The organism is Deltaproteobacteria bacterium, assembly GCA_016874735.1.
In the GTDB taxonomy this organism is placed as follows: domain Bacteria; phylum Bdellovibrionota_B; class Oligoflexia; order Oligoflexales; family CAIYRB01; genus CAIYRB01.
On record VGTI01000001.1, the window covers coordinates 344,000 to 363,697 of the forward strand.

A 19,698-nucleotide genomic window follows, 5' to 3' on the forward strand; every position below is an offset into this window, starting at 1 on the left:
AATATTGACTTAATAATAAAAATTGATAATATCGCTCTTAACCTGGTCCACAGCCAGGGACGAAGGTTCATCTCTCTCTACTGCTGCTCCTGCTGTTGCTCCTCTACTTGCTGTTCTTGCTGAAGGTTGTTGCTCCATGTTGTTGCCGCTCGTTGCTGTGCCGTACCGTCGTCTATTCTCATTTTTAACAATCATGTCCGCCCTGATGTTGGCCGCCTGCTCCACCGACTATAAAGTCGTCAAAGTGAAGCAGTACCGCATGGCTCTCACCAAGGGCGACGCGTCTTTTAAGGCGATGTTCGAATCACTGATCAACGACTACAACAAGGCTGCTGGTAGTACCGTTCTTATTTTTGAAAACGATCCAGCCAAGGCCAACTGCTCCATCGCTGTCATAAAGAATCTCGTGAATCAAGACACTGAAGGCGTCGGCACCGGTAAGGTTGGTCTAGGTCAGTGGGTAACCCAGTCCAAAGCCGAAAATCCCTTACTCGTGGTGCCCGGTGATCAACCCACTGAGACCGTCTACTACTCAATGAATGTGCAATTTGATCAAGACTACATGAAAGACGGAAGCACCTACGAGCGTCAGAAGTTGTTCTACCACGAAGTTGGTCATGGCTTAGAACTCGATCATACCGAAGTCACCGAATCCGATGTCATGTATCCCGACGTTGGTGTTGGCGACCCGAAGAACTTTGACTCTTATTTTCAGTACGTCCGTTCCTACATGGCAGGCTGATCAGAAGGCTAATGGGTGCCGCTAGAGTCAGCGAGCTAAATCCTTCACCGCAGATTTGGAGTTTCTCAATTCACCGCGAAACTTGGCCCGGAGCTTGACCATCTGCGTCATAGCCTGGGCCTCTCTGCCTTGGAGGAAGAAGCCGCTGGGTGCCTGCATTTTGCCGTCGATATTTGCCGCACTGAAGTCGATGTTGGTCGAATCTTTGCCGATGATAGCGCTGTCGCCATTTGATTTAGTGGTATCAGCCGTAGCTGATCCCGCGTAAAGAGCAACGATGAGGGCCAGACTTTGGCTGTGTGTTCTCATGTGCACTCCGTCTTATTGTAGCGTTTTCTCTAAACTCGAAATATCGTCGTCGTCGTCGTCGTCGTTAGTCGTGTTTTTGGTTTGTTCTTTTACTTCTTCCTTAACCACTTCCTTAGCCTCTGCCCTTTCTTTGGGGCGGCTATCGACGCTAGGCTCGTCATGATCCTTGGTGGCAACCTTTTCCTGCTTGGACTCGCCAGCTGGGGTCTTTTCGGAACCGGCCATGGATTCAATGTCGTCATCAGAGAACTTTTCGCCCCGAGCGGTTTGATGATGCTGGATACTATCGATGAGTGTGAGAACTTGCTCGTTGTCAGTGGATTTGCCACGTGTGCTACGAAGATACGCTTTGAGGTAGCTCACGGCCTCGTTATAGCGACCGTCGTCTTTAAGGAGTACAGCTAGATTGTATAGTGCAATCGGGTTTTGATCATCCATGGCTAAAACCTGCCGAAACATTTTTTCTGCTGGCTCACGCTGGCCGCGTGCTGATTGAATGATTGCCAGATGTAGCTTAGCATCCGTGTGATTGGGCACACTCCTCAAGATTCTCTCAAATTCCACAGCGGCTTGATCCATTTGCCTGTACTTAAGCAGCAGTACGCCAAGATTCATGCGCGCCGCTAAATCGTCCGAATTAAGACGCAGCGCCTTTTTGAATAGGGCCATGGCGCCGGCGTTGTTGTTGCGCTTCAGTTCGATCATGGCGAGCATGTTGAGGACACTGCTGTCTTTTGACTGCGCACCACCAAGGTCATTGAGGAGCAAGGCCGCCATATCCGGGTTATTGCGACGCATGGCAATCTCGGCCAAAGTTTTGCGTGCAGACTTATTTTTTTGGTCATGCCGTAAAACATCTCGCGCGTGCTCCTCGGCAGACTCGAGCTCACCGAGAGCCGTTTCGACGCTGGCGAGTGCCGCCATAGCGCTATAGTCGCTGGGATTTTCGCGCAAATGCTTTTTCAGAGCGTCGGCCATGGCCCGTGGACGCTCTTTGTAGCGCTTCAGGTCTAAGGTGGTACGACCATCACTGGTGGAATAAAGCGCAACCTCGCCGCGCGTCGTGTCGACATTGCTGACGCCTGGGTCTGTCGTTTGACAACTGATTAGCAAAGTAAAAGATCCTGCGCTTATAGATAGCAACAAGGATTTGAGGCGCATAACTATCCTCCAAAAAAATCAAATGCCGGAGCTGACGATGTCACTGATGGGTTGACCTATTTTTACGCTGTGCGAGAGATAACCGGGTTCTGCCGAGAGCTCATCGATACTCGGGTGTTTATCGGGAGCTAGCTCCACCATCTTTTGATAGGTTAGCCTGGTCCACGTGGTGAAGGTGTCGACCTCTTTCGAGCGTTGATAGGCGGTCTCAAAGAACTTGTAGGCCTCGTCTCTCAGCGGTAGAGCGACTTTTTCGAGTTCGGTCCTCAATTTATCAGTAGCTGCTGGAGTGGCGCCGTTGGGCGCCGGTACTTTAAAGAGGGCGTTGGCGAAGTTTTCGTGAGCTTCGCCGAGTCGGTAGAGCGAGGCGACAGTGAACTCAGGACTTCCGAGGTCAATGATGCGTTCAAATGATGCGGCGAGCTTCACTAGTTTGGCCTGTTTGTCCGATACCTGTTTTTCAACTCTGCCTCCATCGTTTAGTGCCGCATCCATATAGTCTCTAAACGGAACTTCACTTTGTTTGAAGAGGATTTGAGCTACAGTCGATCTGGCTGCTAGTGCGGTGGGAGCATTTTTAGCGGTGAGGCGTTTAATCACTTTATCTAGCGCTTTTTGACCGTTGGCCTTGTCACCATGGTTCATAGTCAGTGTGGCCGACTTGGCGCTGGCATACAGTCCAAGATCGGTGTCGACGTCGCCAAACTGTTTGACGTAGATTTGGTAGGCATGAATAGCGTCGGGATAGCGGCCTTGACGCTCCAATATTTCCGCCAGCGTCATGTTGGCCTCGGCAGCTTGCGGCGCCGTAGCAAATCTCTGACCGAGCTCGCGGAGTAAGGCCACCGACTGGTCCAGTTGGTTAATGCCCTTATATAAGATGGCGGCGTTATACATCGCAGGAGCAGCTCTTTTATCCTGAGGGAACTGGCTAGCAAGGCGATGGTAAACCTTGGCCGCCGCCTCAAATTTAGCCAGGGTTTCTTCGGTGCTAGCGACCGACGCCATAGTGTCCACGACCATGGGCGACTTGGGGTACTTGTTTATCAGCAGGTTACCAGCCTCAAGAGCTTGTTCGATTTTGCCAACTTTATAAAAGTTGAGCATGGCGTTGTAGACGGCTCGATCGGCATTACTGTTAGTTGGGAACTGTTTTTGAAAAGCCATGAAACTCGTCGCTGCAGCTTCAAATTTTTCTTCTTTTTCGTAGACCAGAGCTTGCTTGAAGGTCGCCGATTGTAGCAGCTCGGTGACATATTTCTTTAGTGGCTCGTCGAGAATTTTGTCTTGTGCGAGGAATTTTTGCCCCCAGCTAGTGACGCGACCCCAGTCCTCCCTCGCCGCATAGAAGCCCATAATCATGCGCACGGAGGTCCGGGCCTGTTTTGTGTTCGGGATATCAACGGTGATCTTTTCGAAGCGAGTCATAGCATCGGCGTAGTGACCATAGTCGAAATAGGTTTGCGCGGCGGTGAAGCGCATCGCATCGCCGTCCTTCTCCTGGGGCAGAAGTGATACATAGAGATCGATGACCTGGATTAGCTTCTGTTTTGCAGCCGGAATATCAATGGGCTTAGCCACTTGACCGGCTGGTGGAAGGTCTGGCCATTTAGTATCAACCACTAATTGGTTGATCGCCGCAACAGCGTTGAAAGCAGCGGCTTTCATATACTTGCCCTTAGGATCGGCCTTGGCTACAAGAGAATAATGTGTCGCAGCCTTTTCGTATTCTTTGCGATCAAAATGAATTTCTGCCAAATAATAACGAATGTCATAAGCGGCCGGTGTGTCGGGGAAAGTGGCGAGATAAATACCGTAGATGTCTGATGCCGTTGCGAATAGCTCAGCGTTCTTAGTCTTCTGAGCGCGCTGGTGGAACATGGCACCATAGCGATGAATCGTCAGCTCACATTGGTGCCGCGCCTCATTGAGGGCGACCTGATTTTTGGCATTGGAGTCGCGCCACGGCGATTCGTCAATATAGGTTTTTTTCATTTTCTGAAGTTCAGTGACTAGACCGGCGACGTTACCGGTAAGGTCGTAGAGTTCCACAAGCCTGACTGAGACCTCAGGGTTAGTTGGTCTTACCGGCATCTCGCGCAGCAGACGTTGATAAACAACGATGGCTTGTTGGTTACGGCCTTGTTCCGTATAGATATTGCCTAGGCGCTCAAGCATTTTGTAGAACGATTCGCTTGATCCGACGGTCTGGAAATATTTCCAAGCGGCATCGACGTCCTCGCCATCGGCCCATACGAGGACTAAGTCATTCAAAGCCTCGTCGCGTAGGTTGACGTTGCTTTTGCTCTTGGCGCCATACTCCTCGTTCTGTTCGGAAATCTTCACGACCAACTTAAAGGCAGCAACGGCTTTGCGGTAGTTCTCCTGGGTATCTTTGTCGTTCTTGGCAGGGGCATTGTAGTAAGCCCAGCCGAGCTTATAAACTGCATAGGGATAGGCCTTATTGTCCTTGAACTGCATGACTTTCTTGTAGTTCTCGATTGCTGTACCAATGTCATGTTTATCAAAATAGTACTCGCCGAGAGATAGATAGGTATCCGGGAGGAGCGGCGATTTCGGGAACCCTTTGATTAGGCGCTGATAGTACTCAACAGCACTGTCCTTACCGAGTCGCGTTAGCACCCGGGCTAGGGAATAGAGAGCAGCGTCTGTTCTAGGGTGTTTGGGGAACTCGGTCACCAATTTGCGGAAAGACTCGGATGCTTTGAGCATCTCGTCGTTGGAAGAGGCGACGCTTAGTTTCGGTTCTGGGCCTGCAGTTTTTGGATCCTTTGATTTTGCTTGTGACCAGGAGTCCCAAGCCTTTTCGTACTGCATCATTTCACTATCGCGGACGTAGTCGTGACGTTCGACATGGAGCTCACCTAGGCGCAGTAGTAGCTCAAAGCGACGTGAGGCGCCTTTTTTGGACTTTAGTAAGTCCTCAATCGACGTAACCGTCTTGAGACGGAGCTGGTCAGCTTTTTTCAGATCAGCCTCAGAAATGTTGCGCCGATTTTTGGCGTAATAGTTAGCGTTGTCCTCGATAGTGGGGGCGAAATTTTTTGCCTTATCACTTTTGTGAATAGCCGGCCTCGCGGCAGCCGACTGGGCGCCTGCGAGCCACAGCAGGACCACGCAAGGGCCGTACCAAGTTGAATGGAGACGACAGAAAATACGACGCAGATGATTCATATGGACCCCCTGAACTTTACGCTTGGTCATTGCTTTTGACACATGGAGTTGACCGGTTGAATGTAGAAACCAACCTCGTCCCACCAGTATTCACCGCTACTATCGTCACCCCAGGATTGAGTCTTGCGGCCCCATCCTGTGATGTCTCGCTTGCTACTCACACTGGTGATCTTAGTGGACGCGTGTAGCTCCTTACCTAAGATCTGATCCTTTTCACTCATAAGTAGCTCGACGTAGAGAAACTCTGCTTGTGCATGTAGGCGGTCGAAATCCTTCTTCATCTCCTGGAGCTCAGCTAAGAACTGTTTACCGATATCGCTGCGCAGACCACTAGACCAGCGGTTTAAGTACTCAAGCGGACGTGCGATCTTGGCGGTCTTACCAAAGATGCCCTTCGCCTCTAGGTTTCTACTCTCCTCTAGTAGCGCAGCATATTGGTCGCGTAGCGTCAGCATCGTGTCTTTTTCTGCTGCCGTGCTTAGGATAGCCCGCGGTAGTCCCAGTGATTCTTCTGATACGCCTGCAATTAGATTTTCGAACAGCGTGTAAGCTGTTTCGGAATCTAAGCGGCGTCGTCCGAGGAATTCGCTCAGCTTTTTGACTTGTGGCTCATAGAGTTCGGTGAAGTCGGCTAGGGCATTGCGGCTAGCATCGTAGCGACAAAGCCAGTAATGAACAATGGCTCTCAGTAACGGGGCTTCGGGATTAAACACATCTTTGAAAAACGGACTCTCCGCTCCGCGAAGTGCCCCTAGGGCATGGGCTGGGTAGCCACCCATGAAGAGGGCCCAACTTTGTTCAAAGAGTGCGTCGTAAAAGCTGCGACCACCGCGACTCACGCCACGATACATAGCTATCGCTTGCGGGAATTTCTGCCGCTCGTAGTAAACACGGCCCAGCGCAAGTCGGGCGTAGTCAATAAGAGTGCGACGGCGATCGGGATCGGCGTTGGGAGTGGAGGATTTTCCGTTATCACTCACGATCGCTACGAGCGCTGCTTCTGCATCATCAAGCCGCTCGCTCTCGATGAGCAGCATGGCCTCCTGGTACTTGGCGGCGAGAAAGTGACGGTCGGTGGCATGCAAACTGCTGTAAAGCTGCATCGCACGCTTGCTGTTGGCGTGTTTGGCCGCTGCGTTTGCGGCGTAATAATTCCAGTCGTTACCGAACACCGGGACTTGGTGGGAGCCGGCACCAGTTTGCTCCCCAGTGATCTCAAGCACGCTGTGAATAGGCTTCATCTCTGATACACGGTAGAGAATTTGCCAGCTAGGGCTGCGGTCATTAGCAAATGCATTGGGAGCCGTCTTAAGTGCTTGGGCCGCATAGATCGCGGCTGCGATCGGATATCTAGCGTCTACCAGCATGAGTGCTTGTGTCTCTAGAAAAGATGCTCGCTCGGCCGGAGTGAGTTTGGCCGCCTCGGCAAGCGCAGTGACTTGCGCCCAGATTTCGGCTTTGTCCTCAGTTCCTAGTTGGTAGGCTTTTTTAAGCGTCAGAAGTCGGTTCATCACACTCAGTGGCGCTGTCCTCTGAGTCTTATTACCGTTGTTGCCGGGCTTTGCCAGTGCTGTAGTGGCCATGAGACAGCCTAGGAGTGCACGTATAGCGATGTTTATAAATCTTAAGGTCATAAGTTACCTTTAAAGGAAGAAGTAACTGAGGCCGAAATCAACGCTCTGAGCATGACGCCGTGAGCTCGTACCGCCACGTTTTTCCGTATAAATGCGGTCGCGGTAGTCGATTCTTACGGACCATGATCGGCCTATGTAAAATCGTTCTCCCGCGCCTAGTGAGAGAGCGCCTTTATTGCCTTGATCTGTCATGACGTTGGCGAGCCCAGCAGTGGCGTAAATGTCGGTGTAGACGATCCAGGCATTCAATATGTTGATCTTGCCGTAAAGCGGAGCGGCTACGGCGTTGGCCTCGGTGATGACATGGATGGCGTTCACCTCCGGACTTACAGTGGTGACACCTTCGCCCGTTAAGGGGCGATATTTCAGTTGCTCGAGCGTTGTGCGATCCGTGCTAGGCCTGACGCGGGTGCGTAAATATTGGAGTTCAAAGCCGATCCACTCATCGATAAACATGCCACCGCGAAGTCCTGCAAGTTGCGTGTTGGTGTAAGCTTCGTTCAAAACCACGCCACCGAGTAGACCGAATTCTGGGCGGAAAGCCTTCAAAAAGTACCGATTCTGCAGGACTTCAACGGGTTCCTTGCTCGACGATCCGCGGATATCCTTAGGATCCAAATCCATGGCATGAGCTGCGAACGTCCAACATGTCGCAAGCGCTGTGATGGCCAGGGCGAGTTTTCTCATGGTTGGTCCTCTAGTGTGACGCTGGGTCAGGGGCTATCCCACCCAGAAGCGGCTGCAGTGTCGGCAGATCGGGGCTAAAAATTGAGCTGTAGATGTAGTGATCTAAAATGATTAAGATTTTATTGGGTATAAAAGACTTTGTCCGGAAAGGTGCCAGAGGCTATAACCACAGTATAATGCATTTAGGGGGTTCTGGGTGCCTATCGACAGTCGTGCCGAAATCGATGCTATTAAGCCGGTCAGCCGTACTATTGATGTGGCGTCGTCGCGCCGTGATGATGAGATCTTTGCCAGGCGGCCGATCTATACAATTAGTTTACTCGTGCTGATGACGTTTTTGCTAATCGCAGGGGCACTGAATCTTTATAGTGCCTCTGGTGGCGATGCGATGTTTTATTCACACATGAAGCAGATGAGCATTGGACTCGGATTATTTATTGTGCTGGCTTTTGTCATTCAGCCCAAACACCTGAGTGCATCGGCCTACTGGTTCTATGGCTTAATTTGTGTAGCACTCGTCGGTGTTTTGGTTGGGGGTCACATCGGCTGGGGCGCGCGGCGCTGGTTGCAGTTTGGACCCATCAGTGGGCAGCCGTCGGAGTTAGGTAAGATTGCCATTGCTATGGTGGGAGCACGCTTTTTTGCCGAAATGCAGCAAATGGCCGCTTACAGATTGCGCGATCTGTGGCTGCTGGCTTTGCTCGTGGGCGTGATGTTTGTCCTCATATTTCCGCAACCAGACTTAGGCACGGCGAGTTTTCTTGTTTTAATTGTCTGTACCCAAATTTGTTTTATGCCGATCGAATGGCGTAGTGTTGCCATGCTTTTTTCAGGTGCTGCCATCACGCTGCCGATCGGATGGCATTTTTTACTGTTGGGCTACCAGAAGACACGGATTCTCAGTTTCCTAGACCCGAGCTACGAGCCCCAGGGTAAGGGGTATAATGTCCAACAGTCGCTCGTCGCAGTCGGTAGCGGTGGGATGTATGGTAAGGGCTTTATGCACGGGACGCAAACCCACCTCAAGTTCTTACCCATGAGCCATTCCGACTTTATTTTCTCGGTCTTCGCTGAAGAGCACGGATTTCTCGGCGGTTCGTTGTTACTGCTGAGTTTTGCCGCACTTGCCAGTTTAGCTTTACTCATTGCCAAGCAATCTAAAAATACCTTTAGCGCCCTGTTGGCAGTGGGTCTAGGTGCCTTTCTATTTATCGAATTTGCGATCAACGTTGCCATGGTGCTGAGGATGTTCCCGGTGAAAGGCCTACCGCTACCGTTCTTCTCGGCTGGGGGGTCGAACCTGATCGTGTCGTGTGCAGCTATAGGCATCCTGATCTCAATCGACCGCGACAACCGGGGTAAGTTTCGCAATAGACACCTCCATGTGTATAAAAATTAGCGGGCAAACCGCCATCATAGCGATTTGGAATTATTGATTTATTCGGGATTCTTGCGAATAGTCTCAAGATCGGACGCCGTCGTGCCGATGCGTGGGTAGTAAGGAGAGCAAACCCACATCCCCGAGGACCGTATGGCGTCAGTCTATCTAAGGCGGCCGCGTTTAGCCGCAAGCGGCTTGTTAACCTGCGGTTTGATCGCCAGCTGTAGCTCAAGCGATATCAGCGCTCCCGCGGCCAAAGGCGCCGCCGACTTTTCCGGTAATGCGAAGCTGGTCCGCGGCGAAGCCGAGGTGATACCGGCCAACAGCGGGCCAGGGGAAGGGGAGGGCGGCGACCAGAAGCTCATCGGAGGCAACGTCACTTTTGTGGACGCCGAGTACGAAGTCAGTATTAAGATTTCAGCCCCAGAATTTGGGGTGCAAAACGTGGCGTTACCCTGCCAGAGTCGCGTCAAAGTCAAGGTGAACATCAATTTGGACGCGGGTAACAAAGATAAAATCTTGGATTTTCCCGACGGTAATTTCGACTGCGGTGTCCTCGGTAAACTCGACGTCAAAACGCTACTTGGGGTAGTTGCTAAGGCGCTGCCCACAGACACTACGGCTATTCAAGTTGTCGATAACGTGATTTCGGTAAAAGAGATTGCGAAAGGAAAATTCGATCCACCGCGGCCCATATTCCCGTCGTTCATTGCGGCATCGAATAAGGACCTATCTGGCATCAACGTGAACGTCCCGACTGCCAAGCTGACGACGGCCAAGGGAACCTACACGGGGTCCTACGGGATGAAGGTGGACTTCGCCGGAAGCACCGAGAATGCACCGGGTACGGTTGGTAAGCAGTTAAAGCGCGTCATGCAGTTCACGACAGTGAGCTCGGGTTTCAGTGGTACCGACAAACTTGCCGTGCTGCTGGTTGATTCCTTGCGGGTCAAGTTGAACGTTGCGCCGATCGTTTTGCCAAGTTTGGAGATCCGCGCCGTGGCAGGAGAGCTCTTTACCACTGAAGCGATCCGCAGCGGTGAGGCTGCGGCGACCGGTTTCATCGGCACGGGACTCGAGGTTTTGAAAAAGCTCAGTCCGGACGGCATTATCATGAATGCACTCAAGAAATTCCCTGTCGATATGAAGCTAACGCTCATTCAACAGGTGGGGCTGGACGAAGCTATTGCCCAGGCCGAAGCCGATGTAGCTAAGAGTCGCGGTGGGCGTGTCACAGTGGACTAAGCAAGGCGCGGTGCCCGTGCTTGCGGGCGCCTACACGCTGTGCTAAGGAGGGCGACCTGAGGATCTCCCGAGGCGGGATGACTCAAACCGCTATTAGCAATCAGGCCTTAGCCCAGGAGCGCGTTGTATGCCGCAACTAATCAAATTATTTAGTCTAATCGCAGCTGTCACGGTCAGCGTTGCGACCCCTGTCAGTGCCGCCACGGCGGAAGGCTCCGCAGATTGCCTCGAAGTAGCTGCGGCGGAGTTTGGCGAGGCCGTTGCCGCAGCAACCAGGACCTTGAACAAAGACACTGGTCGCTGCGCCAGATTACCATCGATCGAAGTGAAGCAGTCATGTGCCAATGAGGCTTTTGCGCAGTTTGAACAGCGCAAAACCGAGGCCCAAGCGGCGCACCAAGCTAGCGTCGCAGCCTGCTTGCACTAAGCTATCGTTTGGTGGCCCACTTTTCATAGTATACCAAGTCTTCCAGGGGCACCCGCTCCTGCCAGCCGGCCGTTTCGAGCATTGGTTTTTTCTCAAACGTGACCGGATAACCCACACAAAGGTAAGCAACTAAGGTGAGGTTGTCCGGTATGCCCAGTATTTTCTTGGCAGAGTCAGCGTCGACGATACTCACCCAACCCACGCCTATGCCTTCGGCGCGCGCTGCCAGCCACAGATTTTCAATCGCACAGCAAGTACTGTAGACCGCAGTTTCCGGCATCGTTTGCCGTCCCAGACCGGCGCCAGTTTCGCGGTTGGTGTCGCAAGTCACTACGAGACTGATGTCCGCTTCCATGATACCAGCAAGTTTTAGTGAGTCGTAGAGCGCTCGCTGCTCACCTTGGTATTGCGCTGCCGCGGCTTTATTGGCTTTTTTATAGAGCTCAAAAATTTGCTGTTTGGTCTCCTTGGCGCGGATCACGAGAAAGTTCCACGGCTGCATAAAGCCGACAGAGCCAGCATGATGCGCCGCATTGAGGATGCGCTGAAGGACGTCATCGGGCACCGGATCGGTGCGAAAATGGCGAATATCACGACGTTTGTAGATAGCCTCGTAGACGTCCAAGTGGTGCTTCCTCCTTTGGTGTGCCGCGCCCTTTCGGATACACTGAAGCAACTCCATTATACACGGTAGACCATGGCACGAAGTAACTTGGTGCGAGCAAGTCGAAAGAGAGAAGGTTTATGGACATATGGTTGATTCGCCACACAAGCGTCGCCATCGGGCCCAGCTACTGCTACGGGCGCAGCGATGTTGCGCTGGCCGACACCTTTCACGCCGAAGCTGCGGCGGTGCGGGCCAAGATCGGCATTCAGGGTAGTCAGGACGCGCTGGCTCCGGTGATTACGAGTCCTGCCCAACGCTGCACGAGGCTAGCGGCTAGTCTCGGCGGCCAGGTGAGCGAGGACGCGGATCTGTGGGAGATGAACTTTGGCTCTTGGGAGGGGCAAAAATGGGCTGACCTACCACGAGCCGCCATTGACTCGTGGGCCAACGATCTTGGCAACGTGGCCCCGCCCGGTGGCGAGACGCTGACCGAGGTGAGTTTGCGGGCACAGCGTGCTTGGGGGCGCCTCATACAGTTGGGCACCGAGACGGTCTATTGTGTGACCCATGCCGGTGTTATCCGTGTGCTGTTGGCGCATCTATTTGAAATGCCCACGGGTCGGGCTTTTTCGCTGGCCGTGGAATACGGTGGTTGCACGTTAATACAGGTGTCCGATCTGCCGCCAAAACTCAAGAAGTTTAATCTCTGATGTGGTAATGTGAGCCCATGCAGGCCTAGGGATAGCTAGACCGACGACGAGAGAAAGGATCCGACCATGCAGTATTCTTCAACTTTAGAAACCTCCATCCGCAGCCGCGACGAGATCGACATTCGTGCAGGCAAGTATGTTTCGGGCGTCTACGCTCGGATGATGATGGGTGTGCTACTCACCGCAGTCGTTGCCTACGGCCTAGTCGTGAGTGGTATGATGGATCAAATTTTGCTGGCAGGCGGCTCGGTATTTGCGCTCGGTATTTTCGTCCTACAGTTCGCTACGGTGATGATGTTTAGGCCGATGATGCAGTCGGCCAGTGCTGGCAAAGTTAAAGCCTTGTATTATTTTTATGCAGCTGTGACCGGGGTGACGGTCGGTTTTGTCGGTATGGTGTATACGGCAGCTAGTATTCTCAACGTGTTCGCCGCCGCCGCCTTCGCCTTCGGCGGCCTCGCAGCATACGGTCACACGACGCGTCGTAATCTTGGTGTCGTGGGTACCTTCTGCGTACAAGCTCTGTGGATGACTGTCGGCCTATCGCTGATTTATCTACTCAGCTCTTTTGTACCTTTTTTGCGCCCGTTTGCTCAGACCTTAAACATCACCACTGGTATCCTCGGTGTCCTCGTATTTTCGGGACTAACCGCCTACGAGTCACAACAACTGAGTCAAAATGCCTACACACTGGCGCGGAGCCCAGCAAGTGAGGCGACGATTAGTATGTATACAACTAGCGGTGCGCTGACGATGTATCTGAACTTCATCAACCTTTTTTTCAGCCTCCTGCGTTTATTCGGTGACAGACGTCGTTAATGTGGTGGAAGTCTTTCTGATCTTCTTGCGCTTGGGCCTTACGTCTTTTGGCGGGCCCATTGCGCATTTAAGTTATTTTCACGATGAATTCGTGCGGCGGCGGCAGTGGCTGAGTCAGCAGGAATACGCTGATTGTATAAGCCTGGCGCAATTTTTGCCTGGTCCATCAAGTAGTCAGATAGGTTTTGCCATCGGTAGGCACCGCAGCGGCCTACGCGGTGGTATTGCCGCATGGTGCGGGTTCACCTTACCATCAGCACTCCTGATGGTCGCTGCAGCAAGCCTATTGATCGTAGCACCAGGAGATCAAGTGGCACCTTGGCTGCACGGCATTAAAGTAATGACAGTTGCGGTTGTCCTCCATGCGCTTTGGTCGATGGGCCGCACGTTCTGGAATACTCCGGTGGCATTGGGCATCGGGTGCGTCACGGCCGCGTGCCTATGGTGGCAGCAAGGGAGCGATACGCAAATACTGATGCTGGTCGGCGGTGGCGTGGTTGGGGCCATGCTCCTACCCAACAAACCTGATCCAAGCGGCACTGCACCCGATGCAGCCGGCCCTGTCGGGCGATCCCCATCTATTGCAGTTGTTTTTTGTTTATGCGCATTTGCGTTGTTGTTGGTGCTGAGTGTTTGTAACGTTGCCGAGGCCAGTCATGGCGTCGCGCGCCTCGTGCTGCGTTTTTACCGCATTGGCGCCACGGTTTTTGGTGGTGGGCATGTGGTACTCCCTCTACTTAGAACGGAATTCGTGGCGTCGGGAGATCTCAGCGTCAGTCAATTTGACGCCTTGTACGGAATGGCGCAGGCGCTGCCAGGCCCGCTATTTGCAGTAGCAAGTGGGATTGGTGTGATGTTGGCGCCGCATGAACGGGCTTTATACGCCGCCGCGGCGTTGGTGGGCATGTTTCTTCCTGGGGGGCTTTTGATGGCGAGTCTGCAGCCCGTGTGGCAAAACCTGCGGCGTCATGCCTTGCTCAGTAGGTGGGCTACTGGAGTCAATGCCGCCAGTGTCTCGCTGTTGGTCGCGGTGTTTTATCACTCAGATTTGCTGACGACGACGTCGAGTTGGCGCGAGGTCGTCGCCGTGGCCGTCATTTTAGCAGTGTTAGTGAAGAAGATGGTGCCAAATTGGCTACTTCTGCCACTATCCGCAGTGGCTGGGCATTATCTTTTCTGACATATTACGGTTCTCTTTGAACTATTGAGGTCCGCTATGCGTTTAGTTTTAGCTTTGATCAGTGGTCTTGGTTTTGCCTCTTTGGGTCACGCGGTGACAGAGGCACATGAGGATATGGTTGCTGATGGGCAGCGTCCTGATTTCAGTATCGAGGGCGAAACTTTTTTTATCAGCACTGAGTGCTCGCCTCATTCGCTCGGGGTCACGATGACAGCCACGCCAGCGCAACTCGAGGTCACTGGTAACGTAGATTACGTGCGCTCGGATAAGTATCGTCTCGAGTACAGTGATTTATCCATCACATGGATCAATCAGACATTCGGCGCGGGATTTCATCCCGTATCGTCGATCGTTAAGGTGCGTGCTGCGCAAGATCCGGACTCCTTCAAGGAGCAGGTGCTGAAGATGATGACACTCGTCCGCAAGATCGAGCAGGGCAATATTTGTTTCCCCCCCAAGCCGCAGGTGCGTGAAGTTGTCGATTACCTTCAGGCCCTGGCTGACTGAGCTTTGCTAGTTTTGACCTGAGGCCACTTCTGCGTCAGGAGCCAAACGAGGTAGTCGACGTCTAACGGTTTATGGGCGATGGTTTGACGATCTTTGTCCATATACTTCCGGAATAGCGAGACTACCGCGGGATTCGATACCGACATGATCAGATGGCCTCGGTATTTTTTAGTCAGCACTATGAGACCGGATAGATCCTTCTGGGCATAGCCGTCTAGGTCAAAAATCAGCGGGATATCGCCGCTTGCATGCTCGCGAAAGAACTGATCGGGATCGACTACCCGGGTCACGTCAAATTTAAATTTGCTAAATGGCTCTTCATAAAGAGCGAGCTGACTGGGATGCTTACATATCACCGCTAGTGGTCTTAGGTTTGGATCACGACGATTACTCACCTTCCCATTCTTATACTCTAAATGCAGATAGTGCCGAATAATGTCCGTAACCGTAACCATGCCGATGACGTTCTCGAGGATTGGGTCTTTGCCCTGAAGCACCGGAAAGTGGCGGATTTTTTTTTCAAAGTGAAGCCGGACCACGGACTCGTGCAGATGATCATGATCGGCAAAGTAGACTTCACGTGTGGCCACTAGGCCCACGCCGCGCTCGAGTTTATCATCAATATCTAAGAGCACAATCTTACGTAAGATGTCTCGCTCAGTTAGAATTCCAGTGATGCGGTTTTTGTCGTTGTGGATGAGCAGAGAGCTGATTTTCTCTTCGTTCATCAACTCGATAGCTTCGGCGACTGCGGCGCCCTCGTGCATAGCAATAACGGGCGAGGCGATGTGGTAGCTGGCATCAACTTTGGCCAAGGCGAAAACCTCCGCGCAGGAATCTCTAATGAGCTCGCGTGATATCGTGTCGAATCTCGTTATAGTTTACGATATCGTCCAGTCAGCGGGAACTATTTCGCAGCGGAGGGCATGTCGTGTACAAAATTATATTTAGTTTGGTGCTGGGCCTGTCACTGACTTCTTCAAGTGCAGCTTATGGTTGGTGGGTGTGTTACGGATCGCCACTAAACAATCCCATGGAGCGGCGGGTGTGCGGTCAAGGACCGGATGAATTTACGGCACGCCGTACCTGCGGATTTGACCTTGTGAATATCTCCTGTTGGAGCGGTTACTAGGGGGCCGCCGGGGGGCTGGCGCCGGCAATCTTGTCAAAGCTTTCGCTGGCTTCGCTAAGTCTCTAAAACGACTTGATAATTTTTAAAAATCTAAAGAATTCATGGACCTTACCGAAACCAGACGTGGGGCATGGTATCAATCCGTAAGGATTGATCAAACGGTAGGAAAAGTATGGTTCACTGGGTTCGTATTTTATTCACGATGATGATAGCGGTCGCGCTGTCCACCTGTGCGCAAGGTGGCGGCAGCAGCATCATCGCGGGTTTAAGATCCCAGAAGAAAAAGAAAACTGAGGTCAACCCTACCGATCCCGATCCTGCGGGGTGGTCACTGGCACGGAGCCCCGCCGCCAATGACATAGCTACTAGTTACGAGCTCTTGGCACTGCTGACGCAAAGTGGACTCGACTCAGCTGCCAGTGCGGCGATGGCTGGGGCGATGCCGACGCACCACGATGCCGGTGCGGCACTTAATTTGGCTGACGCCGCTGCCGCAACTACGGCCACCAATATACCGACGCAGCAGGTCGCTGACGGTAAACTAGCGATGGACTGTTTCCTCGGCGCCAACATCCAACTCCGCACCGGAGCACTGGGGTGGCCGGAAACCGTGGACCCTAGCTCACCTTTTGTCGGTTCCAAGAACTCTAGCACCAGCAATCTCTTCATGTACGTCGAGCCTCACCTACTGCAGTATCCTGAGCAATCACCGACGGTGATTCTGACCTTGATGGCGCCTTTTAGGTTTAAGAATCTGGTCGAAGATATCGTCAAGGACAACCGCAGTCTCACCATCACCCTGAACGATGCGACTCAGTCGCAGTACACGGGGGAACACACCCTTGAATCACACCGGTTCTGGGTAGCGAAGAACGCGATCACCGGTCAAACGACCTCCACTATGGCCTGTGATCCGAGCACAGGTAATGGCGTCAACGGAGCAAGTGGCACAGCTAATGGCACCTATGCGCGTGTACGCTGGTCCGATAGTCAGCAGATGAGTGGACTGACGATGCTGGAGCGCTTTCAGTTGGGCGGTAGTTTGACCCGGACTTATCTGCCGCGCAAAAAAGGCGTGCTGGCTACGACTCCGGTGACGATAGACACAGCCTTTGGCGCCAGTGGCACGCGTCTATCACTGTGGTCAGCGGCAACCTCACCAGTGGCCACCATCGCCAATTCCGTGCACATGCGCCAAAAAACCATTACCCAATTGCAGACGAGACGTGATCAAATTGTGACAAGTAGCGAGGAGGTGCTCAGCGATCTCTCGCACACTGACCAATCGCGCCCGGTGAACCCATTGGTGATTCAGAGTCACTTTGACGCTACAGAAAACCCTATAGCTCATGTCGTGGCTAGCGGTACCTTGCATAAAACGGCAAAAGATACCGACAACTCGGTCCGCTGGTACAGTTCGCTTGAGTTTAGTGGTGTGGTCTTTGACCTGGTCACCAGTGTTGAGCCATGTATCCCAGTTGCTGGCACAGCGGTGCTGACCGTCAAAGAGTCGGAGAGTGCTCAGGCTATCAAAAAGATGACGATCAAGTTTTCTAGTACTAATCTGACTACCAACGGCGATAAAGTAAAACCTGAGATCGCTGTTGATGAGGACGACAGCGACAAGATGCAGGCAAAATGGATCTCAGTGCTGATGAATCGTCGGTGCCCCCTTAAGTAACTGGCAAGCACAATCAGGAGATCACATGAGTGGTAACATCAAATTTCTAGGCGCAGCCGACACGGTTACGGGATCGCGAACTCTCGTAGAGTATCGCGGACGAAAGATCTTGGTGGATTGCGGTTTGTTTCAGGGGGCTAAGCCAGTACGTGATCGCAACTGGAGTAAGTTTCAGCCTGATCCTGCGAGCATTGATACGGTCGTTCTCACGCATGCCCATCTTGATCACTCTGGTTTTCTCCCGCGTCTATGTAAGCAAGGCTTTAAAGGCAAAATCATCACCACCCCAGGCACGCGAGATCTCAGTGAGATTATCCTTCGCGACGCTGCCTGGCTCGAGGAGGAGTCGGCCAAGTATGCTAACGAAACCGGCTACTCAAATCACAAGCCCGCCTTACCGCTCTTCACGGTCGAAGATGCAGAAGATGCGATCACGAGATTCGTGACGGAGCCGCGCCATCAATGGATCGATTTGGGCGAGGGTGTCAATCTCAGGTTTTTGCGGGCTGGCCACATCATTGGCGCCAGTCTAGTACAGCTAGCGTTTGACTTTGATGGACAGCAGAAGACGATCACTTTCACCGGTGATTTGGGTAACGGACGCTCGCATATTTTGCGCGGTCCTGATCAAGTTAGTGAGACGGATATTCTAGTGCTGGAGTCGACCTACGGGGATAGGGAGCAGCCGCGTACGAGTGGGCTCGATGCCTTGGCCGCAGTGGTGAAGCGTACATTAGCACGCGACGGTGTTTTAGTGATTCCAGCATTTGCCGTGGGTCGCGCGCAAGAAGTGACATATATGCTGCGGCTCCTAGAGGACCGGCGTCAGATTCCGAGCGTGCCGGTGATTCTCGACAGCCCCATGGCCCGTGCGGCGATGGCCGTTTGTCTCAAGCATCCAGAAGATCAAGTTTTGGAATCAGCCTTCCACGGTAGTGGGGAGCCAATGCTGCCACGCCAGTTTGAGGCTCTGACTAGTGCGGACGAATCGATGCTAGCTTGTATGCGCAGTGGTCCCATGATTGTCATCTCGGCCTCGGGGATGCTCAGTGGCGGGAGGATTTTGCATCACCTAAAGGCGCGCTTGCCCTCGGAACAAAATACCGTGTTGTTTACCGGATACCAGGCCGAAGGATCAAAGGGCCGTTACCTGCAAGAGCAGGCGGTCAAAGAGGGAACGGTCAGGATCCATCATCAAGAAGTGCCCGTGCGTGCCGAGGTAGTCACACTGCACCATCTGTCGTCGCACGTCGATCAACACGATATCATCGCCTATATCGAGCGCATAAGAAGTCTGCCTAAACAGATCCTGATTAATCACGGCGTACCAGAGGCCCAAGTTGCGCTAGCCAACATGCTGCGTGAGCGCTTTGCCATCGATGCTAGACCTGTGAGCCAATGTCCGCGTGTAGATTTTGGCTAATTCCAGAGCGAGTGTTGAGGCTAGGCTAACGGGAATGACCATGAAATAGTCGCGCGCACTTAGAGGCGCGATGCCGAATATGTCCTGAGTCATTGGTGCGTAATATAAACTGACTTGCAGCATGGCGGTGAGGATCACGACGATCGGTTGCCACAGATTGGCGCGGTAATTAATACCAATAACGCTGACCGTGGCGGAACGAGCGGCAAAGGACCTTAGCAATTGACTAAACACAATCGTGATAAATATGACGCCACGTGCATGTTGAACGCTGGAGGTCATGAGGTCGTATTTGTAGAGTAGGAGTGCGGACGTCGCTTCGATTAAACCAATGGCGCTGATCCACCACCATTCGGTTCGACCAAGTAGGGATTCACTTTTTGGACGCGGCGGCGCCTTCATTAGGTCGCGCGAGGCCTCCTCCATGATCAAAGTGATCGCGGGAAAGCTGTCCGTCACCAGATTAATCCAGAGTAGGTGAGCAGCAAGGAGCGGTAGCGGCAGTCCTAGAATGAGGGCACCGATGACAGTGAGTAATTCAGCCAAATTACCCGTAAGTAGATAAACTAGCGCGCGGCGGATATTTTGAAATATAGCGCGACCCTCACGCACAGCTGCGACGATAGTGGCGAAATTATCGTCGGCCAAAATCATGGCGGCAGCTTGGCGCGTCACCTCGGTGCCAGCACGGCCCATAGCGATACCGATGTGAGCCTCTTTGAGTGCCGGTGCGTCGTTAACGCCGTCGCCGGTCATGGCTACCGTATGACCTAACGCTTTCCACGCGCGGATCAGTCTCAATTTGTCAGCGGGCGTGGCCCGGGCGTGTACTCTTTCGCTAATGTCCTCACCGGCTAA

General features: G+C 52.8%; 18 protein-coding genes. 10 read left to right on the top strand and 8 right to left on the bottom strand.

Annotated features, from left to right (window positions below):
- The first annotated feature begins 136 nt into the window (after nt 1-136).
- Nucleotides 137-742, top strand: coding sequence for a hypothetical protein (locus FJ146_01470; GenBank protein ID MBM4250624.1), 606 nt, complete (start codon nt 137-139; stop codon nt 740-742).
- Between the two features lie 27 nt (nt 743-769).
- Here FJ146_01470 and FJ146_01475 read toward each other — a convergent pair whose 3' ends face one another.
- Genes FJ146_01475 through FJ146_01495 form a run of 5 tightly spaced genes read right to left on the bottom strand, consistent with a single transcriptional unit; the run spans nt 770 to nt 7,728 of the window.
- On the bottom strand, nt 770-1,051 hold the full coding sequence (locus FJ146_01475; protein MBM4250625.1) for a hypothetical protein: 282 nt from the start codon (nt 1,049-1,051) through the stop codon (nt 770-772).
- A 12-nt stretch (nt 1,052-1,063) separates the two neighbouring features.
- Nucleotides 1,064-2,212, bottom strand: coding sequence for a tetratricopeptide repeat protein (locus FJ146_01480; GenBank protein ID MBM4250626.1), 1,149 nt, complete (start codon nt 2,210-2,212; stop codon nt 1,064-1,066).
- 18 nt (nt 2,213-2,230) lie between these two features.
- Nucleotides 2,231-5,437, bottom strand: coding sequence for a tetratricopeptide repeat protein (locus FJ146_01485; protein ID MBM4250627.1), 3,207 nt, complete (start codon nt 5,435-5,437; stop codon nt 2,231-2,233).
- Nucleotides 5,434-7,041, bottom strand: coding sequence for a hypothetical protein (locus FJ146_01490; protein MBM4250628.1), 1,608 nt, complete (start codon nt 7,039-7,041; stop codon nt 5,434-5,436). Before FJ146_01490 ends, FJ146_01485 begins: the two co-directional genes overlap by 4 nt.
- 9 nt (nt 7,042-7,050) lie before the next feature.
- Nucleotides 7,051-7,728, bottom strand: a complete 678-nt coding sequence (locus FJ146_01495; GenBank protein MBM4250629.1) for an outer membrane beta-barrel domain-containing protein — start codon at nt 7,726-7,728, stop codon at nt 7,051-7,053.
- Nucleotides 7,729-7,924: 196 nt separating this feature from the next.
- Between FJ146_01495 and FJ146_01500 the strand changes: the two genes are divergently transcribed.
- The 3 genes from FJ146_01500 (at nt 7,925) to FJ146_01510 (ending at nt 10,781) form a co-directional block, all read left to right on the top strand.
- Complete coding sequence (locus FJ146_01500) at nt 7,925-9,127, top strand: rod shape-determining protein RodA (GenBank protein MBM4250630.1); 1,203 nt, start codon at nt 7,925-7,927, stop codon at nt 9,125-9,127.
- A gap of 132 nt (nt 9,128-9,259) precedes the next feature.
- On the top strand, nt 9,260-10,354 hold the full coding sequence (locus FJ146_01505) for a hypothetical protein (GenBank protein MBM4250631.1): 1,095 nt from the start codon (nt 9,260-9,262) through the stop codon (nt 10,352-10,354).
- A 127-nt stretch (nt 10,355-10,481) separates the two neighbouring features.
- A complete protein-coding gene (locus FJ146_01510; GenBank protein ID MBM4250632.1) occupies nt 10,482-10,781 on the top strand; it encodes a hypothetical protein in 300 nt (99 codons plus the stop codon).
- 1 nt (nt 10,782) lies between these two features.
- On the opposite strand, the gene bluB is transcribed toward FJ146_01510, so the two are convergent.
- Complete coding sequence (bluB, locus tag FJ146_01515) at nt 10,783-11,463, bottom strand: 5,6-dimethylbenzimidazole synthase (protein ID MBM4250633.1); 681 nt, start codon at nt 11,461-11,463, stop codon at nt 10,783-10,785.
- A 62-nt stretch (nt 11,464-11,525) separates the two neighbouring features.
- Between bluB and cobC the strand changes: the two genes are divergently transcribed.
- The 4 genes from cobC (at nt 11,526) to FJ146_01535 (ending at nt 14,604) form a co-directional block, all read left to right on the top strand.
- Nucleotides 11,526-12,098 (top strand): alpha-ribazole phosphatase, encoded by a 573-nt coding sequence (gene cobC / locus FJ146_01520; protein ID MBM4250634.1) that lies wholly within the window; start codon nt 11,526-11,528, stop codon nt 12,096-12,098.
- Nucleotides 12,099-12,164: 66 nt separating this feature from the next.
- A complete protein-coding gene (locus FJ146_01525) occupies nt 12,165-12,917 on the top strand; it encodes a Bax inhibitor-1/YccA family protein (GenBank protein ID MBM4250635.1) in 753 nt (250 codons plus the stop codon).
- On the top strand, nt 12,901-14,097 hold the full coding sequence (chrA, locus tag FJ146_01530; protein ID MBM4250636.1) for a chromate efflux transporter: 1,197 nt from the start codon (nt 12,901-12,903) through the stop codon (nt 14,095-14,097). Before FJ146_01525 ends, chrA begins: the two co-directional genes overlap by 17 nt.
- Before the next feature lie 36 nt (nt 14,098-14,133).
- Nucleotides 14,134-14,604, top strand: coding sequence for a hypothetical protein (locus FJ146_01535; protein ID MBM4250637.1), 471 nt, complete (start codon nt 14,134-14,136; stop codon nt 14,602-14,604).
- Here the strand turns inward: FJ146_01535 and FJ146_01540 are convergent.
- Nucleotides 14,586-15,419, bottom strand: coding sequence for a CBS domain-containing protein (locus tag FJ146_01540; GenBank protein MBM4250638.1), 834 nt, complete (start codon nt 15,417-15,419; stop codon nt 14,586-14,588). The two genes, FJ146_01535 and FJ146_01540, sit on opposite strands and share 19 nt — an antisense overlap.
- Nucleotides 15,420-15,908: 489 nt before the next feature.
- On the opposite strand from FJ146_01540, the gene FJ146_01545 reads away from it, so the two are divergent.
- Together FJ146_01545 and FJ146_01550 are read left to right on the top strand one after the other, a co-directional pair.
- A complete protein-coding gene (locus FJ146_01545) occupies nt 15,909-17,417 on the top strand; it encodes a hypothetical protein (GenBank protein MBM4250639.1) in 1,509 nt (502 codons plus the stop codon).
- 25 nt (nt 17,418-17,442) lie between these two features.
- On the top strand, nt 17,443-18,840 hold the full coding sequence (locus FJ146_01550) for an MBL fold metallo-hydrolase (protein ID MBM4250640.1): 1,398 nt from the start codon (nt 17,443-17,445) through the stop codon (nt 18,838-18,840).
- Here the strand turns inward: FJ146_01550 and FJ146_01555 are convergent.
- Nucleotides 18,763-19,698: HAD-IC family P-type ATPase (locus FJ146_01555; GenBank protein ID MBM4250641.1), on the bottom strand; the 936-nt coding region annotated here is incomplete at its 5' end. The genes FJ146_01550 and FJ146_01555 overlap by 78 nt on opposite strands.

What these genes read in the sequence shown, in the direction of transcription:
- FJ146_01485 (MBM4250627.1), bottom strand. Translation starts at nt 5,437, where the DNA reads ATGACCAAGCGTAAAGTTCAGGGGGTCCATATGAATCATCTGCGTCGT.
- cobC (MBM4250634.1), top strand. Translation starts at nt 11,526, where the DNA reads ATGGACATATGGTTGATTCGCCACACAAGCGTCGCCATCGGGCCCAGC.
- FJ146_01550 (MBM4250640.1), top strand. Translation starts at nt 17,443, where the DNA reads ATGAGTGGTAACATCAAATTTCTAGGCGCAGCCGACACGGTTACGGGA.
- FJ146_01510 (MBM4250632.1), top strand. Translation starts at nt 10,482, where the DNA reads ATGCCGCAACTAATCAAATTATTTAGTCTAATCGCAGCTGTCACGGTC.
- FJ146_01470 (MBM4250624.1), top strand. Translation starts at nt 137, where the DNA reads ATGTTGTTGCCGCTCGTTGCTGTGCCGTACCGTCGTCTATTCTCATTT.
- FJ146_01480 (MBM4250626.1), bottom strand. Translation starts at nt 2,212, where the DNA reads ATGCGCCTCAAATCCTTGTTGCTATCTATAAGCGCAGGATCTTTTACT.
- FJ146_01525 (MBM4250635.1), top strand. Translation starts at nt 12,165, where the DNA reads ATGCAGTATTCTTCAACTTTAGAAACCTCCATCCGCAGCCGCGACGAG.
- FJ146_01495 (MBM4250629.1), bottom strand. Translation starts at nt 7,728, where the DNA reads ATGAGAAAACTCGCCCTGGCCATCACAGCGCTTGCGACATGTTGGACG.
- FJ146_01505 (MBM4250631.1), top strand. Translation starts at nt 9,260, where the DNA reads ATGGCGTCAGTCTATCTAAGGCGGCCGCGTTTAGCCGCAAGCGGCTTG.
- FJ146_01535 (MBM4250637.1), top strand. Translation starts at nt 14,134, where the DNA reads ATGCGTTTAGTTTTAGCTTTGATCAGTGGTCTTGGTTTTGCCTCTTTG.
- FJ146_01475 (MBM4250625.1), bottom strand. Translation starts at nt 1,051, where the DNA reads ATGAGAACACACAGCCAAAGTCTGGCCCTCATCGTTGCTCTTTACGCG.
- bluB (MBM4250633.1), bottom strand. Translation starts at nt 11,463, where the DNA reads ATGGAGTTGCTTCAGTGTATCCGAAAGGGCGCGGCACACCAAAGGAGG.
- FJ146_01490 (MBM4250628.1), bottom strand. Translation starts at nt 7,041, where the DNA reads ATGACCTTAAGATTTATAAACATCGCTATACGTGCACTCCTAGGCTGT.
- FJ146_01545 (MBM4250639.1), top strand. Translation starts at nt 15,909, where the DNA reads ATGGTTCACTGGGTTCGTATTTTATTCACGATGATGATAGCGGTCGCG.